This is a genomic window from Stenotrophomonas sp. GD04024, from assembly GCF_029837545.1.
GTDB classification, from domain to species: Bacteria; Pseudomonadota; Gammaproteobacteria; order Xanthomonadales; family Xanthomonadaceae; genus Stenotrophomonas; species Stenotrophomonas forensis.
This window is the reverse complement of the sequence record NZ_JAOEDV010000020.1, coordinates 1-12,461: the sequence shown is the minus strand read 5'-3', so window position 1 is coordinate 12,461 and position 12,461 is coordinate 1. Positions and strand designations below refer to the sequence as shown.

10 protein-coding genes and 1 riboswitch are annotated in these 12,461 nt (G+C 68.0%); of the genes, 5 read left to right on the top strand and 5 right to left on the bottom strand.

Annotated features, from left to right (window positions below; genetic code table 11):
• Window positions 1–2: 2 nt before the first annotated feature.
• Window positions 3–1,520: an amidohydrolase family protein gene (locus N7590_RS09030; RefSeq protein ID WP_345781933.1), complete on the bottom strand. Its 1,518-nt coding sequence runs from the start codon at window positions 1,518–1,520 to the stop codon at window positions 3–5.
• Between the two features lie 135 nt (window positions 1,521–1,655).
• On the opposite strand from N7590_RS09030, the gene N7590_RS09025 reads away from it, so the two are divergent.
• Both N7590_RS09025 and N7590_RS09020 read left to right on the top strand, forming a co-directional pair.
• Window positions 1,656–2,213: a DUF3228 family protein gene (locus N7590_RS09025; protein WP_164241697.1), complete on the top strand. Its 558-nt coding sequence runs from the start codon at window positions 1,656–1,658 to the stop codon at window positions 2,211–2,213.
• A gap of 127 nt (window positions 2,214–2,340) precedes the next feature.
• Complete coding sequence (locus N7590_RS09020) at window positions 2,341–2,949, top strand: energy transducer TonB (RefSeq protein ID WP_230078947.1); 609 nt, start codon at window positions 2,341–2,343, stop codon at window positions 2,947–2,949.
• A 69-nt stretch (window positions 2,950–3,018) separates the two neighbouring features.
• Here N7590_RS09020 and N7590_RS09015 read toward each other — a convergent pair whose 3' ends face one another.
• Window positions 3,019–3,504, bottom strand: a complete 486-nt coding sequence (locus tag N7590_RS09015; RefSeq protein ID WP_164241698.1) for a hypothetical protein — start codon at window positions 3,502–3,504, stop codon at window positions 3,019–3,021.
• Window positions 3,504–3,977, bottom strand: a complete 474-nt coding sequence (gene ybaK / locus N7590_RS09010; protein ID WP_164241699.1) for a Cys-tRNA(Pro) deacylase — start codon at window positions 3,975–3,977, stop codon at window positions 3,504–3,506. The genes N7590_RS09015 and ybaK overlap by 1 nt, the downstream gene beginning before the upstream one ends.
• 33 nt (window positions 3,978–4,010) lie before the next feature.
• Here ybaK and N7590_RS09005 point away from each other — a divergent pair, with 33 nt between their 5' ends.
• Window positions 4,011–4,697 (top strand): TonB family protein, encoded by a 687-nt coding sequence (locus N7590_RS09005; protein ID WP_164086700.1) that lies wholly within the window; start codon window positions 4,011–4,013, stop codon window positions 4,695–4,697.
• Window positions 4,698–4,787: 90 nt separating this feature from the next.
• On the opposite strand, the gene ahcY is transcribed toward N7590_RS09005, so the two are convergent.
• Window positions 4,788–6,233, bottom strand: a complete 1,446-nt coding sequence (ahcY, locus tag N7590_RS09000; protein ID WP_004154241.1) for an adenosylhomocysteinase — start codon at window positions 6,231–6,233, stop codon at window positions 4,788–4,790.
• A 36-nt stretch (window positions 6,234–6,269) separates the two neighbouring features.
• Window positions 6,270–6,353: riboswitch (S-adenosyl-L-homocysteine riboswitch) on the bottom strand.
• A 120-nt stretch (window positions 6,354–6,473) separates the two neighbouring features.
• Between ahcY and N7590_RS08995 the strand changes: the two genes are divergently transcribed.
• Together N7590_RS08995 and ppc are read left to right on the top strand one after the other, a co-directional pair.
• Window positions 6,474–8,990 carry a prolyl oligopeptidase family serine peptidase gene (locus tag N7590_RS08995; protein ID WP_164241700.1) on the top strand — a complete coding sequence of 839 codons (2,517 nt, stop codon included), beginning with the start codon at window positions 6,474–6,476 and terminating at the stop codon, window positions 8,988–8,990.
• Window positions 8,991–9,162: 172 nt separating this feature from the next.
• The gene (gene ppc, locus N7590_RS08990; RefSeq protein ID WP_164242479.1) at window positions 9,163–11,874 is read left to right on the top strand and encodes a phosphoenolpyruvate carboxylase; all 2,712 of its coding nucleotides are present in this window, start codon (window positions 9,163–9,165) and stop codon (window positions 11,872–11,874) included.
• A gap of 70 nt (window positions 11,875–11,944) precedes the next feature.
• Here the strand turns inward: ppc and N7590_RS08985 are convergent, their stop codons facing one another.
• Entirely contained in the window at window positions 11,945–12,451 is a 507-nt protein-coding gene (locus N7590_RS08985) for an acyl-CoA thioesterase (protein WP_053511962.1), read from the bottom strand.
• Window positions 12,452–12,461: the final 10 nt, after the last annotated feature.

The following is a 12,461-nucleotide window of genomic DNA, read 5'->3' as shown; positions in this document are numbered from 1 at the left end:
CGCTACAGTTCGGCACTGACCGGGCTGGTGGCGAAGCCCCACAGCAGGCGTGCCATCACCGCGGGCGATCGTGCCTGCGCAAGGGCGTAGGCCTGCAGGGCATCCAGTCGCGGGCGGTCGTAGAGGTGCCCGGCCAGCAGCACGGCGTGCACGCGGCGGGTGTTGGCGGTGTCGTGCAGCGGGTTGCCATCGAGCAGGACCAGGTCGGCGGCCTTGCCGACCTCGATGCTGCCGTGCGATGCCTGCAGCTCCAGATGACGCGCGGCCTGCAGCGTGGCGGCACGCAGTACGTCGGCCTGGCTCAGTCCCGCCCGTCGCAGCCACTGCAGTTCATCGTGGTAGCGGAAACCGCCCAGCCCGGTATCGGTGCCGACCAGCACGGTGACGCCCGCACGATGCGCGGCACCGGTCAGCGCCAGTCCATGCGCGAAGTAGGCTTTCAGCACGTCTTCGCCGCGCAGGCCTGGGTAACGCTCCACCGTGGCCTGCAGATCGTCGCGCCACGCCCAGCGGGAGAGTGGATCCAGATAGGCCAGGCGCGGATCGTTGATGAAGGCCGGATCGCGTGCGCGCGCGTCTTCCTCGCGGGTGACGTGGGTCGGCACGAACGCTGCAGCGCTGGCCTGCATCAATCCGAACGCTTCGCTGCAGAGGGCTGGCTGGTAGCCGCTGACCATCCGTTCGGCCAGCGCGGTCGGGTCTTCGCCATCGAGCGTGCCACCGCGCCACGCCGCCGCGTTGTCGAAGCAGTGGCGTACGAACAGATGGGCGTGCTCGAAGCTGCGCTGGCCGGCCTGCAACGCGGTTTCCAGTGGCACGGCCCTGGGCAGGTGGCCGACCAGCGGGCGACGCAGCTGCTGTGCCTCGGTGGCCAGCCGCTGGTAGGTATCGGCACGCAGCCGGTTGTAGACCTTCAATGCGTCAACGCCACGCGCGCTGTACGTGCGTGCACGCTCAGCGGCGGCTTCCGGCGCGAGCGCAGGATCTTCGAAGTAGAAGCTGGCGACCTGCACGAAGCGTGGCGCAACCTGCTGCCCGGCAATGGCCTGTGCGGTCCAGCGGCGCTTGTCGGCCACGCAGGCGATCAGCGGATCGGTGGCCTGCGGGCAGTCCATCATGTCGCGGGTACCGGTGATGCCGTTGGCCAGCATCAGCGGGAACTGTAGTTGCGGCGACAACTGTAGTGCATGGGTGTGCATGTCCCAGAAGCCGGGCAGCAGCCAGCGGCCACCGGCGTCGAAGACCGGCAACGCTGCATCGGCAACGCTTCCGCCGATGGCGGTGATCGTGCCGTTGCGCAGCGTCACCGTGGTCGGTTCGCTGACCTGGCCGCGCACGACGTCTACCACCCGGGCGTTGACGATCAGGCGGCTGTTGCCGGGCTCGGGCAGCGGCGGTGCCGGCAGCGGCCAGAACAGGGCGGCGGCGAACAGCAACGGCGGCGCCAGCGGGAGTACGGCCAGCACCTTCAGCCAGCGACGAAGGTGGGCGGGACGGGGCAATACGCGCGCTGCTTCCATGAGCCGGCGATCCTTGCGGTGGGTCCTGCGCAGGGTGCGGCAATCCTGGATCGGATGCCAGTGAGCATCGGCATCCGCCCCTGCCGCCTGCGGGGCGGTTACCCTGTACGGCAGAACTCCTGATCACATCGCGCCATGTCCATCGTCCTCACCGATTTCGCCCGTCCCCGCCTGTTCCCGCGCGTGCCGCGCGGCAACACCATCCAGGATTGCACCGCCGAGCAGTTCGAGGCGCACCTCAATGCGCACGCACCGCTGAAGGTGCTCGACGGTTATGCGCCGTTCTGCAAGCTGTTTGTCTACGAGAACTGGACCAGCACGCGTTGCCTGACGGTGCCGGTGACCGAGGCCAACCGCCACCAGCTGCGCAGCGGCTACGAAGCGCGCAACCGTGATGAGCTGCCGGTGCTGGTGCGTTGGTTCGAAGGCGTGGAGTCGCCGCGCGCGAACTATCTGGTAGTGATCCTGTACAGCGCCGAGCAGCTGGCCAAGGAAGGTTCGCCGATCGAGGCCGACTGGGGCATCGTCGGCTGCATCTACACCGCCGAGCCGGAAGAGGTGCCGATGGCGCCGATCACCATGATGCGCAATGCGCTGGGCGTGGAGGAGGGCGGCTCGGGTGTGCCGCTGGACCGGGAGGCCTACCAGCGCTCGGTGGCGTTCTGGGAGAACAACGCCAACTGGCGGCCGTAGCCGTCGCGGGTCAGATCCTCGCACCGCGGGGCTCTGACCCGATCACCCGCTGCCATGCGCCAGGTATGATCGGGCCAGACGAACGCACGGAGGGCGGGGCATGCGGAGCTGGGCAGGGATGATTCCAATGGTGCTGGCGGGCCTGCTGCCCGCCACAGCAGCTCTGGCGGAAGGACCGGCGGCGGAGACGGCGTGCTCGCCGTTGGCGGCCGTTCCCGCGCTGCGCGATGCGGGGGTGACCGCGTTGTCGATGCAGCCCAAGGATGCGCGTTGCGTGGTGGAGGTGACTGCCGCCAACGGCAAGGCGCTGCGTCGGCAACAGCAGATGCTGGAGATGCTCGCGCGGCATGCCTGCGCGACGCCTGCGGAAGTGAGCGTGGATGACGCACGTCTATCCCTGCAGTTGCGTCTGCCCAAGCATTGCGCGGCGCGCAGCAGCCGGGACCTGTTCGCGGGCGAGGGGATTGCGTGGAAGCCGGCGCGTGGTGTGTCGCCGCGTTATCCGCCGGAGGCCATGCAGCAGGGGCTGTCCGGGCGCAGCCTGCTGAAGGCCTTGATTGATGCGCACGGGGCGGTTGTCGCCGTGATCGTGGAGACATCCAGTGGCCATGCGCTGCTGGATGAAGCAGCGGTGGATGACCTGCGTGGCTGGCCTTTCGTCCGTGCCGAAGCGGAGAGCACCGTGCCGGAGTTGACCATTGTGCGGGTGCCGATGCGGTATGAGCTGGTGGAGTGACCGCCATCCACGCATGGCGTGGATCTACTGGACCGCGGTAGAGCCACGCCATGCGTGGCTGCGTCCCTGTCAGATGGCTTTCCACTCCCACCAGGGGTAATGGTATTCGCGGTCGATCGCCTGCCAGTGCCGGCCGCACTGCGTGCAGGCAACGGTGTGGCAGTCGCCCCATCCATCCTCGGCGTCCTGCACCGAGAGCAGCTGCATCTGCCCCTGTTCAAGCAGGCGACGCGGATCGAAGAACGGGTAGCCGGGATTGAGCGCGCACAGGCAGCCCTGGCGTGCCTGCCAGTAGCGCAGCCGCTGCAGGGCCGCCTTCAGGTGCGCCTGGTTGCTGATCAGCATGCCGCCCAGTGCGATGCCCTGGCAGCATTTTTCAATCAGGTCCGTGTGCACCGCCAGCGCCTCCAGCGACGACGCGCTGAACAGCCGTGCGACCGTGCGTGCCGCGTCGGTGATGCGTGCACCGTCGCGTGACAGCAGGTCCTGCAGCAGTACATCGGCCTGTGGATCTTCAAGCCGGGGTGATGGTGCGGCGGACCACGGCCAGCGCATCAGCGTGCCTTGCCGATCGCCGCGTAGTGGCCGGCGGTCAGGCGCAGCAGGTCGTCCGGCGCCAGTTCCACTTCCAGGCCACGCCGCCCGGCGCTGACATGCAGCATGGGCAGCACTTCGGCGCTGGCATCCAGGAAGGTGCGCAGGCGCTTCTTCTGCCCGAGTGGGCTGATGCCGCCGACCAGGTAGCCGGTCGCACGCTGCGCGGCATCGGCCGCGGCCATTTCGCACTTCTTGCAGCGGGCGGCTTCGGCCAGCGCCTTCAGGTCGAGCTGGCCGGCCACCGGCACGATCGCGACCAGCAGTTCGTGGGTTTCGGTGCTGGCCAGCAGGGTCTTGTACACCTGGGCCGGGTCCAGGCCCAGTTTCTCCACGGCTTCGCCGCCATAGGATTCGGCATGGGCGTCGTGCACATAGCTGCGCACGGTGTGGGCGATCTTCTCGCGCTTGAGCAGGTTGATGGCCGGTGTCATGGAGGCATCGTAGCGCGGGGCGGAGGCATTGCCTTGACCGAGGCTATTGCGGGTGGAGCATCCACGCATGGCGTGGCAGACTCGGGTCAACAGGACGCAGCACAGGGGAGTGAAGTGGTCTATCAGCGGATGATCGCGGCGGGTCTGCTTGCCGGAATGATGGTGGTCGCTGGTCCGGCCCTGGCCAATGAGGGCCGCTGTACACGCGGGCAGGCCGTGCGGGACTTGATCGATGCGGGCATGGTGTCGATGGCATCGCATCGAAAGGGCGACCAATGCCGTTTCACCGGGGTCGGGTCGGATATCCGCGCAACGTGGCGGCAGGCGCTGTTCCTCGCCGCGCTGGCGGGCAACTGTCGCGGCATTGCCATGGAAGTGGATCCGAAGCAGGACACCCGCATGGGCATCCGCATACCCGAGCGCTGCCTGGTCGATACCGACCCGCCGGATGCGCCGCCGGTGGGATGGTGGCCGCTGTCATCGCCTGCCCCAAGGTATCCGCAGGAGGCGTACAAGCAGGGTCTGAAAGGCACGACCGTGGTGCTGGTGGTGATCAACCGCGAAGGCCGGGTCACCGGCAGGATCATCGCCGAGTCCAGTGGCCATCCCACGCTGGATGCGGCAGCCGTCGACGCGGCATCGGCCTGGACGTTTACCAGCAAGCGAGGCGACCCGCCCGACATCAGCCTGGCCAGGATTCCGGTCAACTTCGACTTCTGAGGGGCAGACGCAGAACGGGCGCCCGAAGGCGCCCGTTCCGTGTGTTGCATGCACCGGGTGCGCCGGCCGTGGGCCGGCACACCACAGGCATCAGTAGCGGTAGTGGTCCGGCTTGAACGGGCCTTCCACCGGCACGCCGATGTAGTCGGCCTGTTCCTGGCTCAGGGTGGTCAGCTTCACGCCGATCTTTTCCAGGTGCAGGCGCGCCACTTCCTCGTCCAGCTTCTTCGGCAGCAGGTAGACCTTCTTCTCGTAACTGTCCTTGTTCGCCCACAGGTCGATCTGTGCCAGGGTCTGGTTGGCGAAGCTGTTGGACATCACGAAGCTCGGGTGGCCGGTGGCGCAACCCAGGTTCACCAGGCGGCCTTCGGCCAGCAGGAAGATCGCGTTGCCGTTCGGGAAGATGTACTTGTCCACCTGCGGCTTGATGTTGACGTGCTTGATGCCGGCGAACGACACCAGCGCATCGACCTGGATCTCGTTGTCGAAGTGGCCGATGTTGCAGACGATGGCCTGGTCCTTCATCGCGCTCAGGTGCTCGATGCGGATGATGTCCTTGTTGCCGGTGGTGGTGACGTACAGGTCGGCACGGCCCAGGGTCGATTCGATGGTGTTGACTTCATAGCCTTCCATCGCCGCCTGCAGGGCGCAGATCGGGTCGATCTCGGTGACGATCACGCGCGCGCCATAGGCACGCAGCGACGCGGCGCAGCCCTTGCCGACGTCGCCGTAGCCGCAGACCACGGCGACCTTGCCGGCCAGCATCACGTCCATCGCGCGCTTCAGGCCATCGGCCAGCGACTCGCGGCAGCCGTACAGGTTGTCGAACTTGCTCTTGGTGACCGAGTCGTTGACGTTGATCGCCGGGATCAGCAGGGTGCCGGCCTGGGCCAGCTGGTACAGGCGGTGCACGCCGGTGGTGGTCTCTTCGGAGACGCCCTTCCAGTCCTTGACCACGCGGCCCCAGTAACCCGGGCGCTCCTTGGCGACGCGCTTGAGCAGGTTCTTGATGACCTGTTCTTCGTGCGAGGAGGACGCGGTGTTGACCCAGTCGCTGCCGTTTTCCAGCTCGTAGCCCTTGTGGATCAGCAGGGTCACGTCACCGCCGTCGTCGACCACCAGCTCCGGGCCGGTCAGGGTGCCGTCGGCCAGGGTGAAGGTCAGCGCGTCCAGGGTGCAGTCCCAGTACTCTTCCAGGGTTTCGCCCTTCCAGGCGAACACCGGGGTGCCGGTGGCGGCGATGGCGGCAGCGGCGTGGTCCTGGGTCGAGAAGATGTTGCACGAGGCCCAGCGCACGTCGGCGCCGATGTCCTTCAGGGTCTCGATCAGCACCGCGGTCTGGATGGTCATGTGCAGCGAGCCGGTCACGCGCACGCCCTTCAGCGGCAGCTCGGCCTGGTACTTGCGGCGGATCGACATCAGGCCCGGCATCTCGTGCTCGGCGATGTCCAGTTCCTTGCGACCCCAGTCGGCCAGCGTGATGTCGCGGATCTTGTAATCACCTTCGGTGGAGAAGGTCTTGGCAACAGCGTTCATTCGTGTGCTCCGGTTGTGGGCGAGCGGGTGCTCGCATCTGGCCGGGCGCCGTTGTTGCATAGCCACCTTACCGAGCCTGGCCGGGCCTCGTGGGATCCGGTCGCAGCGCCCCTCGGCAGGGGAGGACCCCCATTATATCGCGGCCCCGTCATGACACAGGGATGACCCAACCATCGGCAGATGGGCAGGTATGCACGGCCTGTTAAGGTCGGTGTTTTCACGCATCACACAGGTGGAACGATGAGCATGCACACGCGCCGCGCACGGCGCTGGACCGGCCTGGTCCTGTCGATGGGACTGCTGGCAGTGGCCCCGCTGGCCTTCTCGGCCACCCCGCAGCCGGCTGCGACGCAGGCGCAGGGCGTCACGGCGTACGAACTGCCCTCGGCCGCGCTGCAGGCGGTGGTCGATGCGCCGCGCGCGCCCTCGCTGTTCCTGTCGCCGCGCCGCGACGTGGCCGCGCTGATGCAGATGCCGTCGCTGCCGTCGATCCAGGTGGTGGCGCAGCCGGAACTGAAGCTGGCCGGCCAGCGCATCAACCCGCGTACGTTCTCCGACAGCCGCTTCAGCTTCGGCCAGAAGCTGTGGCTGATGAACGTGGCCGACGGCAAGGAACGGCCGATCAGCGGCCTGCCGGGCACGCTGTCGATCGCCAGCCTGATGTGGTCGCCGGACCAGAAATGGCTGGCTTTCAACCAGGTGGACGCCGCCAGCGGCGCCAATGAACTGTGGCTGGTGGACGTGGCTGCCGGCAACGCCCGCCGCCTCATGGCCGGCCTGAACACGGTGATGGGAAGTGGCTACCAGTGGCTGCCGGACAGCCGTGGGCTGGTGGTGTTCACCCGCCCGGCCAACCTGGGCGCCGCCCCTGCCGCCGACGGCATCCCGACCGGCCCGGCCGTGCAGCAGACCAGCCAGGGCGGCGGCGTCGTCTCGATCCGTACCTACCAGGACCTGCTGAAGAACGAGGCCGACGCGCGCCAGTTCGACTACTACGCCACCACCCAGCCGGTGGAAGTCAGCCTTGACGGCAACACCCGCCCGATCGGCGCGGCCGGCATCTTCATGGGCTTCTCGGTTTCGCCGGATGGCCGCTACGTGCTGCGCCAGCCGGTGCAGCGGCCGTACTCGTACGTGGTGCCGGTGGACAGCTTCCCGCGCCGCATCGAAGTGATCGACCGTGCCAGCGGCAAGCTGGTGCACACCGTGGCGGTACGCCCGCTGGTGGAAGGCCTGCCGACCGGCAACGATGCCGAGGTGACCGGCGTGCGTGACATCCGCTGGCGCGGTGATGCCGATGCCACCCTGGTGTGGGCCGAGGCGCAGGACGGCGGCGACCCGAACAGGGAGGCCAAGGTGCGCGATGCGGTGCTGATGCAGGCCGCACCCTTCGACAAACCGCCGGTGACCCTGGCCCAGCTCGGCAGCCGCCTGGCCGGCATCAGCTGGGGCCGTGGCGACCTGGCCCTGCTGACCGAATCGTGGTGGAAGACCCGCAAGACCAAGACCTGGATGATCGCCCCGGACAACGCCGGTGCCGAGCCGCGCCTGCTGTGGGATCGCGACGCGCAGGACCGCTACGCCGATCCGGGCCGGCCGCTGATGTCCAGCGACGACCGCGGCCGCTCGCTGCTGCAGACCAGCACCGATGGCAGCAGCCTGTACCTGGCCGGTGCCGGTGCCTCGCCGGAAGGCGACCGCCCGTTCGTCGATCGCTTCGACATCGCCACGGGCAAGGCGACGCGCCTGTTCCACTCGCAGGCACCGAGCTATTCGTTGCCGGTTGCGCTGCTGGACGAACAGGGCAGTTCGCTGCTGCTGAGCCGTGAAAGCCCGGACGAGCCGGCCAACTTCTACGTGCAGTCGCTGGCCGACGCCGGCGCCGCGCCGCGCGCGCTGACCCACTTTGCCCACCCGCTGCCGCAGCTGAAGGGCGTGCAGAAGGAGCAGATCCGCTACAAGCGCAAGGACGGCGTCGATCTGACCGCGACCCTGCTGCTGCCGCCGGGCTACGACCCGAAGCGCGACGGCCCGCGCCCGCTGCTGATGTGGGCCTACCCGGGCGAGTTCAAGAGCGCGGCCGCGGCCAGCCAGGTCACCGATTCGCCGTACCGTTTCAACGCGATCAGTTACTGGGGCCCGCAGGCGTTCCTGGCCAAGGGCTACGTGGTGCTGGCCAGCCCGTCGATGCCGATCATCGGCGAGGGCGACAAGGAGCCCAACGACACCTACATCGAACAGCTGGTGGCCAATGCGCAGGCGGCGGTGGATGAAGTGGTGCGGCGTGGCGTGACCGACCGCGAGCACATCGCCATCGGTGGCCATTCCTACGGTGCGTTCATGACCGCCAACCTGCTGGCGCACACCCGCCTGTTCAAGGCCGGCATCGCGCGCAGCGGTGCCTACAACCGCACGCTGACGCCGTTCGGCTTCCAGGCCGAGGAGCGCAACTACTGGCAGGCGCAGGACGTCTACCAGAAGATGGCGCCGTTCAACTACGCCGACAGGATCAAGGATCCGATCCTCTTCATCCACGGCGTGGACGACAACAACTCCGGCACGTTCCCGATCCAGAGCGAGCGCATGTTCGCCGCGGTGAAGGGCCTGGGTGGCACCGCGCGGCTGGTGATGCTGCCGAACGAATCGCATGCCTACCGCGCGCGCGAATCGATCATGACCATGCTGGCTGAAAGCGAGCGCTGGCTGGAGCAGACCATCGGCCCGGCCGAGCAGGGCAAGGCGAAGAAGAAGCGCTGACCGGACCCGGTAGTGCCGGCCGCTGGCCGGCAACCTCATGGACCCACGCAACCTGAGGTTGCCGGCCAGCGGCCGGCACTACCAGATGAAACCATTTTTGCATCGCAGCACGACGCCCGATCTGGGATAGGCTTGGGGTCTGGATCCGTTGACCGAGGCCTGTGCGTCGCCGATGAACGAGTACCGCAGCAGCATCGAGTTCGCTTCTCCCGATCTTCCGCTTCGCGATGACGTGCGCCGGCTCGGCGCGCTGGTTGGCGACCTGCTGGTCGAGCAGGTCTCCGCCGCCTTCCTCGACGATGTGGAAGACGTGCGCACCCGCGCCATCGCCCGCCGCGAGAACCAGGCGCCGCTGTCGGAGCTGGCCGATGGCCTGGCCGGGCGCTCGCCGCAGCAGGCCGAGACCATGGTGCGGGCCTTCAGCACCTACTTCCAGGTGGTCAACATCGCCGAGCGCGTGCATCGCATCCGCCGCCGGCGTGACTACCAGCGGGCCGGCACTGCCGCGCCGCAGCCCGATGGCCTGCAGGACGCGCTGCAGCACCTGAAGGCGCAGGGCGTGGGCGTGGACGAGCTGGCGCAGTGGCTGCCGCGCATCGACATCGAGCCGGTGTTCACCGCGCATCCCACCGAAGCCGTGCGCCGCGCGCTGCTGGAGAAAGAGCAGTTGATGGTGGCCAGCCTGGTCGACAACCTCGACGGCCAGCGCACGCCGGGTGAAGCCGCGGCCGATGCTGCGCGCTTCCGCATGGCGCTGACCGCGTCGTGGCAGACCACCGATTCCTCGCCGGTGCGGCCCACTGTCGATGACGAACGCGAGCACGTTGGCTTCTACCTGGTGCAGGTGCTGTACCGGGTGATCCCGGTGCTGTACGAATCGCTGCAGCAGGCGCTGCGCGATACCTATGGCGAAGAACTGCCGCTGCCGCGACTGCTGCGCTTCGGTACCTGGGTGGGCGGCGACATGGATGGTAATCCGAACGTGGATGCCACCACCATCCGCAACACGCTGGATGCGCAGCGCCAGGCGGTGCTGGGGCGCTACCAGAAGGAACTGCTGCAGCTGGCCAGCCTGCTCAGCCAGTCCACCGAGCGGGTGGGGGTCAGCGATGCATTGCAGGCGCGCGTGGCGCACTACCAGCAGCTGCTGCCGCAGGTACAGTCACGGCCGCGCCATGCCGACATGCCGTACCGCCTGCTCAACGACCGCATGCGCGCGCGCCTGCAGGCCACGCTGGACGACGGCGAGGGTGCCTATGCCGGCCCCGACGAACTGATCGACGACCTGCAGCTGATCCTCGACAGCCTGCGCGCCCACCGTGGCGAGCATGCCGGTGGCTTTGCCGTGCAGCGCCTGCTGTGGCGGGTCAAGACCTTCGGCTTCCATCTGGCACGGCTGGACGTGCGCCAGGAGTCGAGCGTGCATGCGCGCGCGCTGGCCACCGTGCTGGGCGGTGACGCGGTGTGGGACGGTCTGGATGCCGTGGGCCGCGCGCGCCTGCTGGCACCGCATGCCAGTGGTGAGGCGCCGTTGCCGAAGGGTGACGATGAAGGCAATCAGCGCCTGGACGCGGTGTTCGCGGCGCTGGCCGATGCGCGCGCACGCCACGGTGGTGATGCGCTGGGCAACTACATCATCTCGATGGCGCATGATCGCAGCGACGTGCTGGCGGTGCTCGCATTGGCACGCCGTGGCGGCCTGGTGGAAGAGGGCGGTTCGGTGCCGCTGGACATCGCCCCCCTGTTCGAGACCGTGGATGACCTCAAGCGCGGCACCGCGACCCTGCGTGATCTGCTGGCCGACCCGATCTATCGCGCACACCTGCAAGCACGCGACGACGTGCAGATGGTGATGCTGGGCTATTCGGACAGCAGCAAGGACGGTGGTATCGCCGCCTCGCGCTGGGGCCTGCAGCGCGCGCAGGTGGAACTGCTGGAAGTGGCGGCCGAGGCCGGCATCCGCCTGACCTTCTTCCATGGCCGTGGTGGCTCGATCAGCCGCGGTGGCGGCAAGACCACGCACGCGGTGGATGCCTCGCCGCGTGGCAGCATCGATGGTCGCCTGCGGGTGACCGAGCAGGGCGAGGTGATCCACCGCAAGTACGGCATCCGTGCGCTGGCCCTGCGTTCGCTGGAGCAGGCTACCGGCGCGGTGCTGCGCGCCAGCCTGCGGCCACGCGCACCTGAGCCGCGCGAGGATGACTGGCGGCCGGTGATGGACGCGGTGGCCTTGGCCAGCAGCGAGGTGTATCGCGCCTTCGTTGGCCAGTCCGGCTTCATGGACTATTTCCGCACGGCCACGCCGATCGATGTGATCGAGCGCATGACCCTGGGCTCGCGGCCGTCGCGCCGGCTCGGTCAGGACGCGGCGTTGGGCAACCTGCGCGCGATTCCGTGGGTGTTCGCCTGGAGCCAGGCGCGTGCGGTCATTCCCGGCTGGTACGGCGTGGGTAGCGGCCTGCAGGCCGCGGTCGATGCTGGTCACGAGCAGACCCTTCGCGAGATGGCACGTGACTGGCCGTTCTTCCGCACCTTCCTGGATGACATCGCGATGGTGCTGTCCAAGGGCGATATCACCATTGCCGAGCAGTTCTCGAAGCTGTCCGGTGAGCTGCACGGGCGCTTCTTCCCGCAGGTGCAGCGCGAACTGGAACTGACCCGGCATTGGCTGCTGGCGCTGATGGACCAGCGGACGCTGCTCGACCACGACGCGCGGCTGGCGCTGTCGATCCGCCTGCGCAACCCCTACGTCGATCCGATCAGCGTGCTGCAGGTGGACCTGCTGCAGCGCTGGCGGGCCAGCGGGCGCGAGGATGACGATCTGCTGCGCGCACTGGTGGCCTGCGTGAACGGTGTTTCGCAGGGCGTGCAGAACACGGGGTGATCCACCTGGCAGGGTAGTGCCGGCCGCTGGCCGGCAATGAGGAGGTTGCCGGCCAGCGGCCGGCACTACCTCACTCCTCCGGCGACGGCGGGTTCGACGCCAGCAGTTCCAGATGGCGCTGTTCCATTTCCTGGCGCAGCTGGCGGCGGATCTGCGCGGCGGCCTGGCGGCGCTTCTCGTCCGAGGTGGATGGCTGCAGGGTCGGCACCGGCGTCGGCCGGCCATCTTCATCCACCGCCACCATCGTGAAGAAGCAGCTGTTGGCGTGGCGCACGCTGCGCTTGAGGATGTCCTCGGCCACCACCTTGATGCCGATCTCCATCGACGAGGTGCCGGTGTAATTCACCGAGGCCAGGAAGGTGACCAGCTCGCCCACCGCGATGGGCTGGCGGAACATCACCTGGTCCACCGACAGGGTGACCACGTAGCTGCCGGCGTAGCGGCTGGCGCAGGCGTAGGCCACCTGGTCGAGCAGGCGCAGGATGGCACCGCCGTGGACCTTGCCGGAGAAATTGGCCATCTCCGGCGACATCAGCACGGTCATGGACAGCTGGTGGGTTTTCAGTTCGGTCGACATGCGCCGGATT